This is a genomic window from Methylobacterium sp. Leaf123, from assembly GCF_001423405.1.
Classification (GTDB): Bacteria; Pseudomonadota; Alphaproteobacteria; order Rhizobiales; family Beijerinckiaceae; genus Methylobacterium.
In genome coordinates, this window is sequence record NZ_LMNS01000012.1 from 292,765 (window position 1) to 311,952 (window position 19,188).

At 69.5% G+C, this 19,188-nt stretch carries 18 protein-coding genes and 1 other RNA gene; 4 read left to right on the forward strand and 15 right to left on the reverse strand.

Annotation, left to right across the window (positions count from 1 at the left end):
* Nucleotides 1-7 precede the first annotated feature (7 nt).
* From ASF53_RS11005 to ligA, 13 genes are all read right to left on the reverse strand, one after another.
* Complete coding sequence (locus tag ASF53_RS11005; RefSeq protein ID WP_353652175.1) at nucleotides 8-472, reverse strand: acyl-CoA thioesterase; 465 nt, start codon at nucleotides 470-472, stop codon at nucleotides 8-10.
* A 152-nt stretch (nucleotides 473-624) separates the two neighbouring features.
* Nucleotides 625-1,989 carry a UDP-N-acetylmuramoyl-L-alanine--D-glutamate ligase gene (gene murD, locus ASF53_RS11010; protein WP_056198436.1) on the reverse strand — a complete coding sequence of 455 codons (1,365 nt, stop codon included), beginning with the start codon at nucleotides 1,987-1,989 and terminating at the stop codon, nucleotides 625-627.
* Nucleotides 1,990-2,300: 311 nt separating this feature from the next.
* Nucleotides 2,301-2,522: a YjiS-like domain-containing protein gene (locus ASF53_RS11015; RefSeq protein WP_056197861.1), complete on the reverse strand. Its 222-nt coding sequence runs from the start codon at nucleotides 2,520-2,522 to the stop codon at nucleotides 2,301-2,303.
* 412 nt (nucleotides 2,523-2,934) lie between these two features.
* The gene (mraY, locus tag ASF53_RS11020) at nucleotides 2,935-4,017 is read right to left on the reverse strand and encodes a phospho-N-acetylmuramoyl-pentapeptide-transferase (RefSeq protein WP_003603658.1); all 1,083 of its coding nucleotides are present in this window, start codon (nucleotides 4,015-4,017) and stop codon (nucleotides 2,935-2,937) included.
* 104 nt (nucleotides 4,018-4,121) lie between these two features.
* Nucleotides 4,122-5,585 carry a UDP-N-acetylmuramoylalanyl-D-glutamyl-2,6-diaminopimelate--D-alanyl-D-alanine ligase gene (locus ASF53_RS11025; RefSeq protein ID WP_056197863.1) on the reverse strand — a complete coding sequence of 488 codons (1,464 nt, stop codon included), beginning with the start codon at nucleotides 5,583-5,585 and terminating at the stop codon, nucleotides 4,122-4,124.
* The gene (locus ASF53_RS11030; RefSeq protein ID WP_056197865.1) at nucleotides 5,582-7,075 is read right to left on the reverse strand and encodes a UDP-N-acetylmuramoyl-L-alanyl-D-glutamate--2,6-diaminopimelate ligase; all 1,494 of its coding nucleotides are present in this window, start codon (nucleotides 7,073-7,075) and stop codon (nucleotides 5,582-5,584) included. Before ASF53_RS11030 ends, ASF53_RS11025 begins: the two co-directional genes overlap by 4 nt.
* A 59-nt stretch (nucleotides 7,076-7,134) precedes the next feature.
* On the reverse strand, nucleotides 7,135-9,012 hold the full coding sequence (locus ASF53_RS11035) for a peptidoglycan D,D-transpeptidase FtsI family protein (protein WP_056197867.1): 1,878 nt from the start codon (nucleotides 9,010-9,012) through the stop codon (nucleotides 7,135-7,137).
* Between the two features lie 7 nt (nucleotides 9,013-9,019).
* On the reverse strand, nucleotides 9,020-9,451 hold the full coding sequence (gene ftsL / locus ASF53_RS11040) for a cell division protein FtsL (protein ID WP_003602234.1): 432 nt from the start codon (nucleotides 9,449-9,451) through the stop codon (nucleotides 9,020-9,022).
* Nucleotides 9,448-10,470 (reverse strand): 16S rRNA (cytosine(1402)-N(4))-methyltransferase RsmH, encoded by a 1,023-nt coding sequence (gene rsmH, locus ASF53_RS11045; RefSeq protein WP_502690585.1) that lies wholly within the window; start codon nucleotides 10,468-10,470, stop codon nucleotides 9,448-9,450. The genes ftsL and rsmH overlap by 4 nt, the downstream gene beginning before the upstream one ends.
* A gap of 483 nt (nucleotides 10,471-10,953) precedes the next feature.
* Nucleotides 10,954-11,357: RNase P RNA component class A (gene rnpB / locus ASF53_RS12505), an RNA gene on the reverse strand.
* Nucleotides 11,358-11,456: 99 nt separating this feature from the next.
* Nucleotides 11,457-11,762 carry a type II toxin-antitoxin system RelE/ParE family toxin gene (locus ASF53_RS11050; protein ID WP_056197870.1) on the reverse strand — a complete coding sequence of 102 codons (306 nt, stop codon included), beginning with the start codon at nucleotides 11,760-11,762 and terminating at the stop codon, nucleotides 11,457-11,459.
* Nucleotides 11,752-12,027, reverse strand: coding sequence for a type II toxin-antitoxin system ParD family antitoxin (locus ASF53_RS11055; RefSeq protein WP_056197872.1), 276 nt, complete (start codon nucleotides 12,025-12,027; stop codon nucleotides 11,752-11,754). The genes ASF53_RS11050 and ASF53_RS11055 overlap by 11 nt, the downstream gene beginning before the upstream one ends.
* Nucleotides 12,028-12,100: 73 nt before the next feature.
* The gene (ligA, locus tag ASF53_RS11060) at nucleotides 12,101-14,548 is read right to left on the reverse strand and encodes an NAD-dependent DNA ligase LigA (protein WP_056197874.1); all 2,448 of its coding nucleotides are present in this window, start codon (nucleotides 14,546-14,548) and stop codon (nucleotides 12,101-12,103) included.
* A gap of 116 nt (nucleotides 14,549-14,664) precedes the next feature.
* Here ligA and ASF53_RS11065 point away from each other — a divergent pair, with 116 nt between their 5' ends.
* From ASF53_RS11065 to ASF53_RS11075, 3 genes are all read left to right on the forward strand, one after another.
* A complete protein-coding gene (locus ASF53_RS11065) occupies nucleotides 14,665-14,985 on the forward strand; it encodes a hypothetical protein (RefSeq protein ID WP_056197876.1) in 321 nt (106 codons plus the stop codon).
* Complete coding sequence (locus tag ASF53_RS11070; protein WP_056198442.1) at nucleotides 14,958-15,515, forward strand: Uma2 family endonuclease; 558 nt, start codon at nucleotides 14,958-14,960, stop codon at nucleotides 15,513-15,515. Before ASF53_RS11065 ends, ASF53_RS11070 begins: the two co-directional genes overlap by 28 nt.
* Before the next feature lie 76 nt (nucleotides 15,516-15,591).
* Nucleotides 15,592-16,605 (forward strand): adenosine kinase, encoded by a 1,014-nt coding sequence (locus ASF53_RS11075; RefSeq protein ID WP_056197878.1) that lies wholly within the window; start codon nucleotides 15,592-15,594, stop codon nucleotides 16,603-16,605.
* Nucleotides 16,606-16,659: 54 nt separating this feature from the next.
* On the opposite strand, the gene ASF53_RS11080 is transcribed toward ASF53_RS11075, so the two are convergent.
* A complete protein-coding gene (locus tag ASF53_RS11080) occupies nucleotides 16,660-17,082 on the reverse strand; it encodes an FKBP-type peptidyl-prolyl cis-trans isomerase (RefSeq protein WP_056197880.1) in 423 nt (140 codons plus the stop codon).
* A gap of 66 nt (nucleotides 17,083-17,148) precedes the next feature.
* Nucleotides 17,149-17,616 (reverse strand): hypothetical protein, encoded by a 468-nt coding sequence (locus ASF53_RS11085; protein ID WP_056197882.1) that lies wholly within the window; start codon nucleotides 17,614-17,616, stop codon nucleotides 17,149-17,151.
* A gap of 337 nt (nucleotides 17,617-17,953) precedes the next feature.
* Here ASF53_RS11085 and ASF53_RS11090 point away from each other — a divergent pair, with 337 nt between their 5' ends.
* Nucleotides 17,954-19,174: a CaiB/BaiF CoA transferase family protein gene (locus ASF53_RS11090; protein WP_056197884.1), complete on the forward strand. Its 1,221-nt coding sequence runs from the start codon at nucleotides 17,954-17,956 to the stop codon at nucleotides 19,172-19,174.
* Nucleotides 19,175-19,188 lie beyond the last annotated feature (14 nt).

Consider the following 19,188-nt stretch of genomic DNA (forward strand, 5'->3'; position numbering starts at 1 on the left):
GACGCGCTCAGGCCGAGACCGTCGCCTCGCGCAGGGCGTCGCCCGCCGACAGGAAGGCTTCGACCTCCGCCGTCATCGGCGGCCGCTCGGCTTGCGCGCCGGTCGCCGCGAACAGCTCGCGCACCGGGACGAAGCTGCGCTGCTTCCGGTCGTACAGGCCGGCCTGGACCAGGGCGATCGCCGCAACGGTGCCCGTTCCGGCCGCGATGAGCCGATGCTCCATGACGACGCGGGTGTCGTCCCAGTGCAGCAGCCGGGTTTCCAGATCGAAGGCCTGGAAGGGCCGGAGCTCACGGCGGAAACGGATCTGGCCGGCGCTGACCACCGGGGTCCAGCCCTTGCGCAGAATCGGACGCCAGAGGCCGGATCCGATCATCAGATCGGCACGGCCGAGATCCATCAGCGTCCAGTAGCGCCCGTTGTTCAGGTGCAGCGACGTGTCGAGGTCGTGCGGCCAGACGCGGAATCTCAAACACGAGACGCCAAAGGGCAGACCGATTTTCGGCCGCCGCCACACGGTGATGATCAACCAGAGAAGTCGAAGCCAGAGATTCATTGGTCACGTCGTCGGCAGACTGAACAAGTCCGCGAACGGCTGCCCTTTGTCCAGTGCAAACCTCCGCCCTATTCCGGTAGAGCGGCGACCAAAGTGCGGAAGCGGTCGCCGCGCACCTCGAAATTCGGGAACTGGTCGTAGGAGGCGCAGGCCGGCGACAGCAGCACGACAGGGGCCTCGGTGCCGGATGCGCGGGCGGCCCGCGCCGCCGCCTCGGTCGCGGCCTCCAGCGTACCGCAACGGGTGAAGGCGACGCGTCCCTCCAGCGTCGCGGCAAACGCCTCGCTCGATGCGCCGATCAGGTAGGCATGGGCCACGCGGTCGAACAGCGGTGCGAGCGGTTCGATGCCGCCCTCCTTCGCCTTGCCGCCGACGATCCAGTGGATGTCGCGGAAGGCCAGCAGCGCCTTCTCGGTCGAATCGGCGTTGGTCGCCTTGGAATCATTGACGAACTGCATCGCGCCGATCCGGCGCAGGGGCTCCATCCGGTGGGCGAGGCCGGGAAAGCTCTTCAGCCCCGCCGCGATCTCCGCGCTGCTGAGGCCGAGCCGGATCGCGGCGGCGACCGCCGCGGCCGCGTTCTGGAGGTTGTGGTCGCCGAGCAGCGCCTGGATGCCGGTGACCTCGGCGATCACGGCGCCGTCGGGCCCGCGCACCGTACCGTCGGCGCCGACATAGTCGCCCGCCGCATCCCCATGACCCTCGACATGGAGGCGGATGCGCTCGCCCGTGCGGCGCTCGGCGATTGCGGCGCAGTAGACGTCATCGACACCGATCACCGCGAGATCCGCGCCCGCCACCAGCCGCTCCTTGATCGCGGCGTAGTTCTCCATGGTGCCGTGACGGTCGAGATGGTCCGGCGTCAGGTTGAGCAGGATGCCGACGCCGGGCTTGAGCGAGGGCGTCAGGTCGATCTGGAACGAGGACAGTTCGACCACGTGGACGCGGTGCGCCGCGGGCGGCTCCAGCGACAGGATGGCGGTGCCGATATTGCCGCCCATCTGCACGTCGCGCCCGGCATGGCGCAGCAGGTGGGCCGTGAGCGCCGTGGTAGTGGATTTGCCGTTGGTGCCGGTGATAGCCACGAAGGCTGCGTCGGGCGCCAGCGCCGCACGCTCGCGGCAGAAAATCTCGATGTCGCCGATGATCGGGATGCCGGCCTGCCGCGCCAGCCCCACGGTCCAGTGCGGCTCAGGATGGGTCAGCGGCACGCCCGGCGCCAGAACCAGAGCGGCGAAGCCCGACCAATCCGCCTCGTTGAGGTCGGTGACGGTGATGCCCTGCTCGCGGGCGCGGTCGCGGCTGCCTGCATTGTCGTCCCAGGCCAGCACGTCGGCGCCGCCCGCCAGCAGCGAGCGAACGGTGGCGAGCCCGGACCCGCCGAGGCCGAACAAGGCGAGTTTCTGGCCGGCGAAGGTGGTGGCTGGGGTCATGAGAAAGGCGGGCTCGAAACTCGTCGCGGGCGGCAATCACGGCGCCCGCTCCCCCCCTGCGCAGAGCAGAGGATGAGGCGGGCAGCCTCGTGAGGCACGGCGGCACCCTAGTGCCGGGCCCCACCGACTTTCAATCGGCCCCGGCGCCGGTCCCTCGATCATTTCGCGGCCGACGCGGGGGACGGCCCTTCGGATCCGATGCCCCGGAACGACGAAGCGCCGCCCCGACCGGGTCGGAGCGGCGCATGGTGCGCTGCGACAAAAAAGCGCCGCCATCACTCCCGGAACGGGAAGCCGGCGGGCGCGACGCCTCAGGCGGCGTGCGCCAGCACCGTCGGATGGGCGGTGGCGATCGACGTATCCCGAGCCGGACGCGCGATACGCGCGGATTTCGACCGGGATTGGAGCGCGATGACCTCTCCGCGGGTCAGGCCGATGTCTTGGAGGGCCCGATCACTGAGGCTGATCAGCGACTCGTCTTGCGAGTTAACGTTGAACTGCGCGCGAAGATTCTCGAAAACTTTGCTGAACATGGCCGAACCTCAGGCATGCCGCCGGTTAACAGACGATGGCGGCTCGCGTTGAGGACAAGATGAGGCCGAACGCGTCTTTGGAGGAGAGCAGATCTCAGGGATCAGCTCTGCTTAGCGCGCATACACTGTGCAAAAGTGGCCATCTTTGAGCAGATTGATGATTTTTAGCGCATGGCGGGGCACGGCCCGAGCCGCGCCCGAGCGTCCCCATTCACCCGAATGGGTCTCGTTTTCTGTTGTTTTGCAGCGCAGCAATATGCGGACAGGTCGGTCTGGAGGCTGGCTCTCTGGCTGCACCGGTTTTGCGGACCAGCAGAAAAATGCAGGCCCCGGCGCGGGGACGCGCCGAGGCCTGGGACCGAAATGCGGATGGTGATGTGCGAAATGTTCCCCGGCCTGCGCCGGAAACGGCTCAGCGCAGCTTCAGCGTGGCGAGTCCGACCAACGCCAGGATGACGGCGATGATCCAGAAGCGGATCACGACCTGCGGCTCCTTCCAGCCCTTCTGCTCGAAGTGGTGGTGGATTGGCGCCATGCGGAAGACGCGTTTGCCCGTGAGCTTGAACGAAACGACCTGGATGATCACCGACATGATCTCCAGCACGAACAGGCCGCCGACGATGGCGAGCACGATCTCGTGCTTGGCCGCCACGGCGATGGAGCCGAGCAGGCCGCCGAGTGCCAGCGAGCCGGTATCGCCCATGAAGATCTGCGCGGGCGGTGCGTTGAACCAGAGGAAGCCGAGGCCTGCTCCGATCACCGCGCCGCAGACCACGGCGAGTTCGCCGGTGTCGCGCACATAGTTCACCTGCAGGTAGCCGGCATAGATGACGTTGCCGACGAGGTAGGCGATGATGCCGAAGGTGGCGCAGGCGATCATGACGGGGACGATGGCGAGCCCGTCGAGGCCGTCGGTGATGTTCACCGCGTTGCCCGCCCCCACGATCACGAAGGCGGCGAACGGCACCCAGAACCAGCCGAGGTTCAGCAGCGTGTCCTTGAGGACGGGGAAAGCGAGCTGGTTCTGCAGTCCGGCGGGCGAGTAGAGCGAGATCATCAGGCAGGCCGCGCCCGCGATCGCGAATTCGAGCAGCAGGCGGAAGCGGCCCGAGAAGCCCTTATGCGACTGCTTCGTCACCTTGAGGTAGTCGTCGTAAAAGCCGATCGCGCCGAAGCCGAGGGTCACGGCGAGCGTGACCCAGACGTAGTGGTTGTGCGGGTTGGTCCAGAGCAGGATCGAGACCACGGCCCCGGCCAGGATCATCAGCCCGCCCATGGTGGGCGTGCCGCGCTTGGTCAGGTGGGAGGCCGGGCCGTCCTCGCGGATCGGCTGGCCCTTGCCCTGGCGCAGGCGCAGGAGCGAGATGATCCACGGCCCGAACCAGAACACGAAGAAGCCCGCCGTGAACAGCGCGCCGCCGGTGCGGAAGGTGATGTAGCGGAACACGTTGAGGGGCGTGAGCGTGCCGCTCAGTTCCGACAGCAGATAGAGCATGCGTTCGTCCGCCCGCGGCAGGTTCTTTGTCGACACGCCCGGCACGGCGTTGCGCGCGGCCGGATGGAACGGCCGGGCGCGAGGCCTGGCCGCTGTATTGAAGCTTAGCGAACCGCGTTCAGCGAGGCTTCGCGCGGGTCCGGCGCGACCGCGTAGCGGGCTTTCACCGCTTCGACAATGCGGACCATGCGCATGGAGTTGGAGCCCTTCACCATCACGGCATCACCCGGCCGCAGGGTCGCGAGGACGGCGTCGATGACGCCCTCGGCGGTCGGCGCGGCTGTGCCCCGCACCGGCATCGGCAGCGCCTCGAACAGGTGCGTCATCAGCGGGCCGACGGCGAAGACGAGGTCGATGCCGTTCGCGGCGACCGCATCCGCCAACTCGCGGTGGAGCGTCTCGCCAGCCGCGCCGAGCTCCTTCATGTCGCCGAGCACGGCGATGCGCCGCCCCCTGGCGCCGGTGTCGATGCCGGCGAGCGTCGCCAGCGCCGCGCGGATCGAGGCGGGGTTGGCGTTGTAGCTCTCATCGACGAGGAAGGCCTCGCCGTCTGCGATCCGAAGCGCCGTGCGCTCGCCGCGCCCGACCGGCGGCTTGAGGCTCGCCAGCGATAGGGCCGCACGGGCGAGGTCGGCGCCGAGCGCGTGGATGCAGGCGAGCACGCCGAGCGAGTTCATCGCCACGTGCCGGCCCGGCGTGCCGAGCTGGTAGGTCACGGGAATGCCCATCACGGTGGCATCGACCACCGAGACGTCGGGCCGGGTGAGGATGCGGTGGGCGCACACATCCGCCGCCGCGTGCTCGCCGAAGGTGATGACGCGCCCTGCCTGCGAGGCCTGGGCATGGGCCAGCAGCCGCTCGTAATTCGGGTTGTCGCGGTTGATCACCGCGACGCCGCCCGGCTTCAACCCGGAAAAGATCTCGCCCTTGGCGTCGGCAATGGCCGAGAGCGAGCGGAAATGCTCGATATGCACCGGCTCGACCGTGGTGATCAGCGCCACGTCCGGCCGCACCATGGCGGTCAGCGGCAGAATCTCGGCGCCGTGGTTCATGCCGATCTCGAACACGCCGAACCGGGTGGCCTCCGGCATCCGCGTCAGCGTCAGCGGCACGCCCCAATGGTTGTTGTAGGAGGCGACCGAGGCGTGCGTGGCGCCCTGCGCCGAGAGCACGTGGCGTAGGGCTTCCTTGGTGCCGGTCTTGCCGACGGAGCCGGTCACCGCGACGATCGCCGCCCCGGTGCGGGCGCGCGCGGCCAGACCCAGGCGGCGCATCGCGTCCAGCACCGGATCGTCGCCCTCGCCCGGCACGGCGAGCACGGGGCCGGCGCCCTCGAATTCGTGAGCGCGCGCGGCGGCGACCACGGCGGCGCCCGCTCCCTTGCCCAGGGCGGCCGGCACGAAGTCGTGCCCGTCCCGCGCCTCGCCGCGGATGGCGAAGAACAGGTCGCCGGGTTCCAGACTGCGGGTGTCGATCGAGGCGCCTAAAATGGGGCGCGATTCACCGCGGAAGGAACCGCCGGTGGCCGCTTCCAAGGCGGCAGGGGGCCAGAGGGGGGCGTCGGTCATCCGTTCAACTCCGCGATCGCGGCGCGCAGGGTGTCGTGATCCGAGAACGGGAGCACGCGTGGCCCGACGATCTGGCCGGTTTCATGTCCTTTGCCGGCCACGACCAGCACGTCGCCGGCCCGCAGATCCCGCACGCCCGCGCGGATCGCTTCGGCCCGGTCGCCGATCTCCTCCGCGCCCGGTGCTGCGGCGAGGATGGCGGCGCGGATCGCGGCGGGTTCCTCGTTGCGGGGGTTGTCGTCGGTGACGATGACCCGGTCGGCAAGGCGTTCGGCGATCGCGCCCATGATGGGGCGTTTGCCGGCGTCGCGATTGCCGCCGCAGCCGAACACGAGGACGAGGCGTCCGCTGGCGAAGGGGCGCAGCGCGCTCAGGACGTGCTCCAGCGCCTCCGGCTTGTGGGCGTAATCGACGAGACAGAGCCCGCCATTCGCCTCGCCGATCCGCTCCATGCGGCCCGGCACGCCGGTGAGCCCTTCGAGCGCGGCGAAGACGCCGGCCGGATCGGCCGCACCCGCCGGCGTCGCCAGGGCGAGACCCGCCGCGACGAGCGCGTTCTCGACCTGGAAGCCGCCGACGAGCGGCAGGCGCACGCGGTATTCCGTGCCGTCGTGGGCGAGCGTCAGGCTCTGCGCAAAACCCTCGGTGCCGGCCTCGACGAGGCGGATGAAGTCGCCGCCGCGCCCCGTGGTGCGGATGGCGTGGCCGGCGGCGTCGGCGACGCCGATGACCCGCTCGGCATAGGCGCCATCGGCATTGATGATGGCCGGGCAGCCCTTCGGCAGCAGCGTCGTGAACAGCCGGAGCTTGGCGTCGAGATAGTCCTCGATGGTGGGGTGATAATCGAGGTGGTCGCGGCCGAGATTGGTGAAGGCGGCGGCCGTCAGTTCCACCCCGTCGAGGCGGCGCTGCTCGATGCCGTGGGAGGAGGCTTCCATGGCCAGATCGGTGATGCCCTCGTCGGCCAGCCGCGCCAGGGTCTCGTGCAGCGTGACGGGGTCGGGCGTCGTCAGCGAGCCGTATTCCGCACCCCGATTGGTGACGATGCCGACCGTGCCGAGGCTCGCCGAGTCCCGGCCGAGGCGCGACAGGATCTGCCGCACGAAGTCGGCGACCGAGCTTTTGCCGCTGGTGCCGGTGACCGCCACCACCGTCTCCGGCTGGCGCCCGGACAGGCGGGCCGCAGCGAGGGCCAGCGCCCGGCGGGCATCCGCGACTTGGATCCAGGCCGTCGCCTCGGGCAGGTCGTCCGGGCGCGTCCCCTCCCCGGCGACGGCGAGCGCGCCGGCCGCTGCGGCGGCGGCGGCAAAGCGCCGGCCGTCGGCGGCGGTGCCGGGAACGGCGACGAACACGCCGCCGGGCACGACCTTCCGGCTGTCGGCGGTGAGGCCGGCGACGGGGCGGCCGGCGATGGTCCCGTCCGCCTCCGGAAACAGGGCGCCCAGAGTTTGGTCGCCACGCGTCCGGTCGTCAGGCGTCGGCTGGCTCATCGGCACAAAAATCCTCGGAAGCGTCCGTGCGGGTCAGGCCGACCGGGTACAGGCTACCGTCACTGCCCGTCCACCATGGTTGCGTGGTAGGCGCCGAGCTTCACCATCAGCGGGAACGGCTTCACCGGCGGATCGAAGCGCGGTGCCAGGCCGAGGATCGGCGCGGCCCGCTCGATGATCTTGCCCGTCACCGTGCCGGAATTGTAGGCCGCCGTGGCGTAGCCGCCGGTCTCGGGCAGGCCCTGCGGCTCGTCCATGATCGTCAGGAACAGGTATTTCGGCTTGTCCATGGGGGCGGCGGCCATGAAGGTCGTGAACAGGCGGTTCTTGGCGTAGCGCCCGTTGATGACCTTCTCCGCCGTGCCGGTCTTGCCGCCGACATAGTAGAGCGGGATCGACGCCTTCTTGGCCGAGCCCTCGACGGCGTTGAGGCGCATGATGAAGCGCATCGCCTCGCTGGCCTCGGGCTTCATCACGTGGCTGGCCTTGGCCCGCGCGGTCGGCTCGTCGCTTTTGAGGAAGGTCGGCGTCATCAGGTCGCCGCCATTGATGATCGCCGCCACCGCCGCCGCCGCCTGGATCGGCGCCACCGCGATGCCGTGGCCGAAGGCGATGGTGATGGTGTTGATCTCGGCCCAGCGCGGCGGAAGGATCGGCGCGGCCGATTCCGGCAGCTCGGTCCGCATCCGGTCGAGCAGGCCCATCTTCTTGAGGAAGGCGCGGTGGCCGGGCACGCCCACGCCGAGCGCCATCTTGGCCGAGCCGATGTTGGAGGAGTGGGTGAACACCTCCGGCATGGTCAGCACGCGGCCGGTGGCGTGGTAGTCGTGGATCTTCTGCCGGCCCCAATGCAGCACGCCGCCGCGGGTGTCGAAGGTGGAGTTGACGTTGTACTTGCCGGAATCGAGCGCCATGGCGAGCGTCATCGCCTTGAAGGTCGAGCCCATCTCGTAGACGCCGACATTCATCCGGTTGATGCGGTCGTCCGAGAGCGCGTCCTTCGGCTCGTTGGGGTCGAAATCCGGGTAGGAGGCGAGCGCGACGACCTCGCCGGTGGTCACGTCGAGGATCATCGAGGCGCCGGCCTTGGCCTTGAACTTCTCCACGCCCTTCACGAGCTCGTCGCGCAGGGCGAACTGGGCGCGCAGGTCGATGGAGAGCTGGATCGGCGAGAGGTCGGTCTGCTTGGCCACGAGGCCGAATTCGTTGAGCGCCTTGTTGCCGCGGTTGTCGATGTACTTCTCGATGCCCGCGATGCCGATATTGTCGAGGTTCGTCGCGCCGATGACGTGCGCGGCCGCGACCCCGTTCGGGTAGACGCGCTTGTGGTCGGGCAGGAAGCCGACGCCGGGGATGCCGAGGCGGTGGACTTCGAGCTGCTGCTTCGGGGTGATCTCGCGCTTGATCCAGACGAAGCCCTTCTTCGAGGACAGCTTGGCGCGCAGCTCCGCCGCGTTCAGCTCGGGCAGCACGGCGGTCAGGAGTTCGACCGCCTCGTCGGTGTCGAAGGTGCGCACCATCCGCTTCGGCTCGGCGAAGACCGAGACGGTGCGGATATCGGTGGCCAGGATCTCGCCGTTGCGGTCGATGATGTCGGGGCGGATCGCGGTGGTGGCGGCGGCCGCCACCCGGTGCTCGTCGCTGTTGCTCGCAGGCGTCGCCGCCATCACGATCAGCCGCACGCTGATGGTGAGGAACACCACCGTGAAGGCGAGACCCACCAGCGCCACGCGGGCATGCGAGCGCTCGATGGCAAGACGGAACATGATCCGGGTGAGCCGCGTCAGCGCCGAGGCCGGCGGCTCGCTCCGCACCACCCGGTCCGCGCCCGGCTCCGGCACGGCGGCATCGGCCGCGAGCGCGTCCGGCTGCTCCTGCTGCAGGCCCTGCGACGGATCTGCCTGGGCCGGGTCTTCCTGGGACGGATCGTGAGACACGGGGACGCTACCTCGAAACCGCGGGCGGGCGGGTGGAGACGGTGCGGGTGGTGACGGAGCCGGTGGTGCGCGGCTCGTCGCGGGCGCTCCCCGGCTTGTCCGTCGGGGTCACGGTCGGGGTCGCCGTGGAGGCGAGCAAGCGACCGATCTCGTCGCCGCGGTCGGGCCGGTTCGGCAGGTCGGAGAGCCGGGCGAGATGCCCGTTGCCGATCGGCTCGAGGGTGAGATGCCGCTCCACCGCCGCCTGGAGCCGGTCCGGGCGGGTCAGGAGCTGCCACTCGGCGCGCAGCACCGCGATGGCCTGCCGCTCCTTGTGCAGGCCAGTCTTCAGCTTGGAGACCTGACCCGCCTGATAGAGCGTGTCGTACTTGATCGAGTAGGCGTAGACCGCCGAGCAGATCAGCCCGACGATCGCCAGCACGTTGAGAAGCCGGATCACCGACGTGGCCCCCGTCCCTGTGGAGCCGGCAGGCTCGCCAGCGTTTCGATGGCGCTCAGCGGCGGCGGCGCGGGCGCGTCGGTCCGCTCGCCGGCGCGCAGCTTGGCCGAGCGCGAGCGCGGATTGACGTCCGTCTCCGCCTCGGAGGGCAGTACCGGGCCCTTGGTCACCAGTTTGAAGCTCTTGGGCGCCGGCCGCTCTACGCCCGGAACGTGCCGGGAGGCCTGCGCCGCCCGGCCGCTGCGGGCGGAGAAGAACTGCTTGACGATGCGGTCTTCCAGCGAATGGAACGTCACCACCGCGAGCCGGCCGCCGGGCTTGAGCACCCGCTCGGCGGCGTGCAGGCCGCGCACCAATTCACCGAGCTCGTCGTTCACCGCGATCCGCAGGCCCTGGAAGCTGCGGGTCGCCGGATGGATCGGGCTGCCGGGCTCGGGTCGCACCACGCCGGCCACGAGGTCGGCGAGCTGCGCCGTGGTCTCGATCGGGCCGCGCCGCCGCGCCTCGACGATGGCGCGGGCCACCGCCCGCGAGCGGCGCTCCTCGCCGAAATGGTAGAGGATGTCGGCGAGCGTGGTCTCTTCCTCGCCGTTCACGAGGTCGGCGGCCGAGGGTCCCTCGCCGCCCATGCGCATGTCGAGCGGTCCGTCCTGCCGGAACGAGAAGCCGCGCTGTGCCTCGTCGATCTGCATCGAGGACACGCCGATATCGAGCACGACCCAATCGGCCTGCGCCTCGTCCTGATCGGCGAGGAGCGTGTCGAGATCGCCGAAGCGGCCCTGGACGAGCCGCAGCCGGCCCCCGGAGGCCTTCACGAGGTCGGCTCCGCCCCGGATCGCGGTGGGATCGCGATCGATGGCGATCACGCGCAGGTCCGGATTGGCCTCGAGCAGCGCACGGGTGTAGCCGCCCGCACCGAAGGTGCCGTCCACGGCCAGGCCCGGCCGGTCGAGGGCGAGCGCGGCGAGAACCTCGGCGAGCAGAACGGGAATGTGGCGAGCCGGCTCGCCCTTCGGCATCTCGGCTCTGGCTGTGCGCGGCGCCCGGCTCATCGGCATCGCCCCCCGGCGCTCTCGCGGAATCCGGAGAAAGCTCGGGCGCCACCCGGCGGGGGATGCATCATGGGAGCCTGCTGAGTGGACGGACCGCAGGGCGGCCCGAGATGTGGCGACGCCGATCCGCGAGCGGGTCCGGCCGTGCGGGCGCAGTCCCGCGAGGCAACCTGAGCGAGTGTTGGCCGATCCAGAACAGGGCGTCAACGGGATGGCGCGGGGTAACATGGGCCCTCGAAACGCGTCAACGAGCTTGACCATGCAGGCAGCTCTGATCTGACCGCATCAAGGTTAACCGAGCGTCAATAACGCGGATGTTTTCTTGAGGTTTACCAAGCGGCGCGCTGGCAACTCTCGCCGCGGGCGCCGGATGCGCTGCGGTGGAATTCGCGAAACTCGGGAAGCACTTGCCCCGCGGAAGGCGGGACCGCGCGCATCGGCGGGATCGGGTGGATCAGCCGGCCTGTAAGCCGGGTTCTGTAGGGCCCGCGAGATGAACTCACGGACGTGGCAGCCATTCCTCTGGGACGTCCGTTACCGGCCGCCTCGAGCAACCAACCCGGGCGACGAGCCTGGAGAGAGGGCCTGCCCTTCCCTCGCGGGAAAGGCGTGTCGCCCCTATTCGGTTTTGCTCCCGGTGGGGTTTGCCGTGCCGTCCGCGTTGCCGCGTCCGCGGTGCGCTCTTACCGCACCCTTTCACCCTGACCTTGCAAAGGACGAGCCTTGCAAGGCGGTCTGCTCTCTGTGGCACTGTCCCTGGGGTCGCCCCCGCCGGAGGTTATCCGGCACCGCCTCTCCATGGAGCCCGGACTTTCCTCCCCGTCTGACGACGGAGCGGCTGCCCGGCCGGCTGATCCGGGGCACGGATTGCGCCGCGGGGGACGCGGGGTCAAGGCTCGGCAGGCATTTCTCGTCAGAAGAACGGGCGTATATCGGCGACCCGGCAGCCGCGCTCAATTCGGGATTTCGTCTGCCCGGAAGTCTCTGCCGCCATAGAGCACGCGCAGGACTTCGACCCGCTCACGGGTCGCCCGATAGACGATCAGAATGCGGCGCTCCATCGCCCAGGTGCGCAGGCCGGCGGAGATATCGTCACGCGGCGAGCCTTTCTCGGGAAACTCCGTCAGCCCCCGGCATGCTGCTTCGATCCGGTCGAGAAAGCCGCTGGCGCGGGCTGAGCCGCTTCGCTCGTCGATGTAATCGTAGATGCCGAACAGGTCGGCCCTGGCAAGCCGGTGGAAGGTGAGTTCACACGTCATCCCTGCCGGCCTTCCGACGCCCCGCGTGATGGGCGCGCAGTTCCGCAAACACCTGATCGGCCGGGAGCGGTTGGCTAGGATCGTCCAGCGCCTCCTGCACCTTCCGATGCAGGACGGTTTCGATGGCTGCTTCCTCGCGTTCCAGGGCGCGGAGTCCGGCGCGGACCACCTCGCTGACCGAAGCGTAGGTGCCGGAGCGGACGCGGGCCTCCACCCGATCCTGCATCTCGCCGAGGGTGACGGTGACGGGCTTGCTGCTTCGCATGACGCTTGCCACTGCTTCGAGAGCGATCGGCCCAGTGTATGACAAAGTCATTGCCGGCCCAAGGGCAACTGCCTCATGCCCCTGCCAGCATCGCCAGCCAATCGTCCTCCGAGACCACCTTAACCCCGTGCCGCTCGGCGTCCTTCAGCTTCGAGCCGGCGCCTGGGCCGGCGACCACGAGGTCGGTCTTGGCCGAGACCGAGCCGGAGACCTTTGCGCCCAGGCGCTCGGCGGTGGCCTTGGCCTCGCTGCGGGTCATCTTTTCGAGGGTGCCGGTGAAGACCACCGTCTTGCCGGCAAACGCCGCCGCCGAGGTGGTGGGGGCCGCGAGCGGTTCGGTTCCCACCTCTTCGAGCAGCGCCCGCACCGCCGCGTCGTTGTGCGGCTCGGAGAAGAACTGGATCAGCGAATTCGTCGCCACGGGACCGATCTCGCCGTCGTCGGCGAACAGACGGTAGGCGTCGCCGGCCCGCTGCGAGGCCGCCCGCTCCAGCGCCGCATCGACCTCTTCCTCGCTGCCGTAATGGGCGAGCACCGCCTCGCGCTGAGACGGCGTGAACCGCCCCCGCAGACGCGCGCCGAGGCTCAGGTCCTGCATCGCCTCGCCGGGCAGCGGATCGAGGGTCTCGAAAAGGCGGTCGCGGGTGCCGGGTCCGATCCGCGGCAGCGCCGAGAGTTCGAGCCAGTCCTGGCCCGCCTGCTCCCGCGTCGCCGCCGCGAGGGCCGTCATCAGGGCGGGCATGTCGGGGAAGCGCTTGGCCAGCGCCTTGGCCGTCGATTCGCCGATCTGCGGGATGCCGAGCGCGAACAGGAAGCGGTTGAGCGGGATCGTTCGGCGGGCGTCGAGCGAGGCGAGCAGATTCTTGATCGCCTTGTCCTCCTCCTCGCCCTTCTTCTTGGTCGGCTTCTTCGGCGCCGGCTCGCCCTCGGTGCGGCGCTGGGCGGACAGCGCCTCGCGCCGGGCGACGATCGCCGCCTTCAGCGGCTCGAACTCCAGGCGGAACAGGTCGGCGGGCTGTTTCACGAGGCCAGCCTCGAACAGCACCTCGATATAGGTCTGGCCGAATCCTTCGAGGTCGAAGCCGTTGCGCGAGACGAAGTGCTTCAGCCGCTCCACGCCCTGCGCCGGGCAGATCAGCCCCCCGGTGCAACGGCGGATCGCGTCGAGCTTTTTCGTCCGCGGGTTGAGCTCCCGCACGGCCCGGCTGCCGCAGGCCGGGCAGGTGTCCGGGAAGACGAAAGGCACCGCCTCAGGGGGGCGCTTGTCGAGCACCACGTCCCGCACCTTCGGGATGACGTCGCCCGCGCGCACGACGATCACGGTGTCGCCGATGCGGATGTCGCGGCCTTCGCGGATCGGCTCGCCGTCGGCGCCGACGCCCTGCACGTAACCCTCGTTGTGCAAAGTCGCGTTCGACACCACCACGCCGCCGACGGTGACGGGCTTGAGGCGCGCCAGCGGGTTGAGCGAGCCGGTGCGGCCGACATTGATGTCGATGGCGAGGAGTTCGGTGATCGCCTCCTGCGCCGCGAATTTGTGCGCCAGCGCCCAGCGCGGCGCGCGGCTGACGAAGCCGAGTCGGCGCTGGAAGCCGAGATCGTCCACCTTGTAGACGACACCGTCGATGTCGTAGCCGAGATCCGCCCGCTCCGCCTCGATGGCGCGGTAATGCGCGACCATCTCTTCGGCCGAGCGGCACAGCTTGGTCCGCGGGTTCACCGGCAGGCCCCAGCCGCGGAACCGCTCCAGCACCGCCGATTGCGTGTCCGTGAAGGGCTCGGAGACCTCGCCCCAGGCATAGGCGAAGAAGCGCAGGGGGCGCGAGGCGGTGATCGCCGGATCGAGCTGGCGCAGCGATCCGGCCGCGGCATTGCGCGGATTGGCGAAGAGCGGCTTGCCCGCCGCCTCCTGGCGCGCGTTGATGGCCGCGAAATCCGCGTGCGACAGGTAGACCTCGCCGCGCACCTCCAGCACCTCGGGGATGTCCGTGCCGGAGAGCGTTTCCGGGATGTCGTCCACGGTCAGCGCGTTGGCGGTGACGTTCTCGCCGACCTCGCCGTCGCCCCGCGTCGCCGCGGTGACGAGCCGGCCTGCCTCGTAACGCAGGGACAGCGACAGCCCGTCGATCTTCGGCTCGGCGGTGAAGGCGACGGCCTCCTCCGCCGGAAGGTTGAGGAAGCGGCGCACGCGGGCGACGAATTCCTCGACATCCTCGTCGGCGAAGGCGTTGCCGAGCGACAGCATCGGCACCGCGTGCCGGACCTTGGCGAACTTCTCCGAAGGCTTGGCGCCGACGCCTGCACTCGCCTCGGTGGTGCCGGTCAGCGCGGGGTAACGCGCTTCGATCGCCTCCAACTCCTGGCGCAGGGCGTCGTATTCGGCGTCCGAGAGTTCGGGCGCGTCCTCGTTATAGTAGAGGTGGTTCGCCCGTTCGATCGCCCGCGACAGCTCATTATGGCGTGCCTGGGCGGCATCCTCGCTCAAGGCTTCGGCGGCGGCGGAAAGGGACGTGCTCGGCATGGGCCGCCTTTATCGCATCTCGCACGACGGTGCGATAAGGCTCGCGGTTTCCACGACCCCATTCCCGCCACAACTCGACCGTCACAACCCTGGAAACGACGGCTCGGGGACGGATCATGGCAGGACGCATCATCACGGCACTGGCGCTGGCCGGGCTCGCGGGTCCGGCGCTGGCCGCCCCCTGCACCCCGCCGACGCCTCCGCCGGCCGAAGCGCGGCCGGACAAGCCGAAGCTTCCCGAAAAGCCCGCCTGCCTCGACAAGAAAGACGGCTGCCCCGGCTGGGAGGCCTACAGCTACAACGACGCGATCAAGGCCTACAACGCGCAGGCCCAGGCTTTCCAATCGATCGCAGGAGCTTACGTCCAGAAGCTCAACGCCTACGTCAAGGCGAGTTCGGATTACGCACAGTGCGAGGTGAAGGCGCTGCAGCAGTGACGACCGTGACTGAGTTCATCGACTGGGCCGAAGGACGGCCTGGGCGCTACGAACTCGTGGATGGTGAGATCGTGTCGAGGCCGTCTCAATGCGTTCGGCACGTCGAAACAAAGTTCGCTGCCCAGATCGCCTTGTCCGAAGCGCTTGGTGCGACCTCTCTTCCCTGCGAGGTGCTGCCCAGCGGCCTGTGTGTTCCGATCGATACCCTGACCGCCTTCGAGCCCGATGCCCTCGTCTATTGCGGGGAACGTCTCGCGCCGGATGCAACCGCAGTCCCGGAGCCCGTCATCATCGTCGAAGTCCTCTCGCCGAGCACGCGACACGTCGATACCGGCACCAAGCTCATGGGCTACTTTCGCCTGCCGAGCGTGCAGCATTGCCTCATCCTCGATGCGGAGCGCCGCACGGTGATCCACCATCGCCGCGGTGGAGGCGACCTGATCGAGACGCGCATCGCCGCCTCGAGTGATCTCTCGCTCGATCCGCCCGGCCTCACGCTCGCCGTGGCGAGCCTGTTCGCGGAGCCTTGAGCCGGCCTTTGCTTGACGCTTGCCGAACAGGGTGCGACAGGCCCGGCCCATCTGTCACGCGAGACCGGACGGCCCGATGTCCCAATCCCTCGACCTCCTCGTCCTCGGCAACGCCATCGTCGATCTCATCGCCCATGCCGAGGAGGATTTCCTCGTCAAGCAGGGTGTCACGAAGGGCGCGATGCAGCTCGTCGACGAGCCGCGGGCCGAGACCCTCTTCGAGGTGATGGGCCCGGCGACCGTCGTCTCCGGCGGCTCCGGCGCCAACACCGCCGTCGGCGCCGCCCTGCTCGGTGCCAAGACCGGCTTCGTCGGCAAGGTGCATGAGGACGAACTCGGCCGTCTGTTCAGCCACGACCTGAAAGCGACCGGCGTGCGCTTCGACGTGCCCCCCGCGACCGAGGGTCCGGCCACCGCCCGCTGCTTCATCCTGGTGACGCCCGACGGCGAGCGCACCATGAACACCTATCTCGGCGCCTGCCAGGGCCTCTCCCCCGACGACGTGGACGAGGCGACCGTGCGCTCGGCCCGCGTCACCTATCTCGAAGGCTATCTGTGGGATCCGCCGGCCGCCAAGGACGCGTTCCGCAAGGCGGTGAAGGTCGCGCATTCGGCCGGCAACGCCGTGGCGCTGACCCTGTCGGACGCGTTCTGCGTCGGCCGCTACCGCGAGGAATTCCTCGAACTGATCCGCAACGGCAGCATCGACATCCTGTTCGCCAATATCGGCGAGCTGCAGAGCCTCTACCAGACCGACGATCCGGATGCCGCCGTCGCGGCCCTGCGCGAGGAGCGCGGTGGCCAGGGCACGCATCTGCTCGGCCTCGTCACCCGCTCGTCCCAGGGCGCGCTGGTGGTGCGCGGCGGCGAGGTGCGCTCGGTGGACGCCTTCCCGGTGCGCGAAGTGATCGACACCACCGGCGCCGGCGACCTGTTCGCGGCGGGCTTCCTCGCGGGCTACACCCGCGGCATCGACTACGTGTCGTCGGCCCGTCTCGGTGCGCTCGCGGCGGCCGAGGTCATCGAGCATATCGGCGCCCGGCCGCAGCGCGATCTCCTGGCGCTGGCGCGCGAGCACAAGCTCATCTGAAGACCGCCGCGCACGGGATCCGGCGCCCTCAAGGGGCGCCGGAGCGTTTCGCGATCAGCGCGAGCCGATCAGCTCGACGTCGAAGATCAGCGTGGCGTTCGGCGGGATCACGCCGCCGGCGCCGCGGGCGCCATAGCCGAGATCCGGCGGGATCGTCAGGATGCGGCGGCCGCCGGCTTTCATCGTAGCGACGCCCTCGTCCCAGCCGCGGATCACTTGGCCCGCGCCGATGGTGAACGAGAAAGGCTGGCCGCGATCCCGCGACGAGTCGAACTTCTTGCCCCGCTTGCCGCCGCCCTCGTCGAGCCAGCCGGTATAGTGGACGGTGACCTGCTGGCCGGTCTTCGGCTCGGGGCCGGTGCCGACCACTTCATCGGTGTAGCTGAGGCCCGAGGGCAGCGTGACGGGCTGGGCGGCAGAAGCGGCACTGGTCATGGCGAGGGCGATGGCTCCGGCTAGGGGAAGGATCGAGCGCATGAATCTCGTCTCGGCGGGTCGTCGCTGACGACGGGGGCGCGGGTTAACACGCGCCCGGCCGCAAGGCTAATAGCGCGCCCGGAGGGCCCCGCGCCCCAATGCCGGGCAGGCGCCGGCCTGCGGGCCGACCACGAGGTCGCCCTGGCGCGGATTGTTGAGGGCGAGCGGCCCCGGATCCTTCCGGCCGATGAAGCCGCCGCCGAGCTGCTCCTCGAAGAAGCCGTCGCCGAAGCGGATGTAGCAGCGGTCGATGATCGCCACCGTGTCGTAGCTCGCCCGGTAGGCGGCCTGCTCCGGCTGGGCGCCCGGACCGCAGGTCAGGGCCACGTCGATGCGGCCGGAGTGATGGTACTGGATCGTCTGCGAGTGGTTCGGCCGTACCGCGACCCAGGGACCGCCGTCGCGGCTGACGAGGGCGGTGTAGCCGGACTTGTTGATGATGCGGCGGGCGCAGGACGCCTCCGCCCCAGCGATGCTCGCTGCCGTCACGGCGAGGGCCGCCGCCAGTCCCAGTGCCGTGCTCAACCCGCGCATCGATCCCTCCGCTCCACAGGGCCGGACAGGGAGACGCCCCGACGGCCACGCTTTCGCCGACAACCGGGAGCCGGCCCGCACGTTCCATCGTGCGCGTCGAACACACCTGCTGTTTCGTTCACGCGCGGAAAATCGCATTCAAAATCGGTTGCCTCGTCGACGATCCCGCCAATAAACTCAATTCAAAATGCGGGTGATCGCTCACCTCTCGCGGCTCCATCGCCGCATGAGGGGCGGTCGCCACGCGAAGGGAGGAGTGATGTGATGGGCTTTTCGCAAGCGTTCGATTCGCCCCGTGCGTGTGGTGCCGCCGCGCGTCACGACTGAGGCGTTGGCGATGATGGAAGCCGCGAAATCCGGCCCGCTGGCCGGCGTGAAGGTCATCGAACTCGCCCACATCATGGCCGGACCGGTCTGCGGGCTGATGCTCGGCGACATGGGCGCCAACGTCATCAAGGTCGAGAAGATCGAGGGTGGCGACGACACCCGCCGCTCGGTGCCGCCCGCCATCGAAGGCGAGAGCGCCGCCTACATGATGATGAACCGCGGCAAAAACGGCATCGCCCTCGACCTCAAGAGCGCGGACGGCAAGGCGGTGCTGCGGCGCCTGCTCACCGACGCCGATGTGCTGATCGAGAATTACCGCGCCGGCACGATGGAGCGGATCGGCCTCGGCTACGACGTTCTCCGACAAGAATTTCCGGGGCTGGTCTATTGCTCGCTCTCGGGCTTCGGCCGTTCGGGCCCCTATGCCGAGCGCGCGGGCTTCGACCTCGTGGCGCAGGGCATGAGCGGGCTGATGAGCATCACCGGCGAGGGACCGGGCCGGCCGCCGATGAAGTGCGGCCCGCCGGTGACCGACATCACCGCCGGCATCCTGGCAGCGATGGGCGTGCTGGCCGCCCATGTCCACAAGCTGAAGACCGGCGAGGGGCAGATCGTCGATACCTCGCTGTTCGAGGCTGGCATCACCCTCACCTACTGGCAATCGGCCATCGCCATGGCGACCGGCGTGGCGCCGGGGCCGATGGGCTCGGCCCACCCGCTGAACGCGCCCTACGAGGCGTTCGAGACGGAAGACGGATGGATCACCCTCGGCGCGGCCAACCAGACCAACTGGCTGCGCCTGCTCGCGGTGCTCGGCGCCGAGGATCTGGCCGTCGATCCGCGCTTCTCGGCCAACCGCGACCGCATGGCGAACCGCGCGGCCCTGGCCCAGGCGCTGGCCCCGCATTTCCGCACCGCGCCCTCCGCCGACTGGCTCGCGCGGCTGGAGGCCGGCGGCGTGCCGGCTGGACCGGTGCTCGACGTGCTCGCGATGCAGGCTGATCCGCAGACGCGTGCCCGCGCGATGGTGGTCGAGGTCGAGCACCCCCGCGCCGGTCGGATGAGCACGCTCGGCCTGTCGGTCAAATTCTCGGCGACGCCGGGGCGGGTGCACGGCCCCGCGCCGCTGCTCGGCGAACACAGCCGCGCCATCCTGGCCCAAGCCGGCTATGACGGGGCGGAAATCGACGATCTGATCGCTCGGGGCGTCGTGCGCGAGACGACGGCCTGAGACGCTTGACGAGG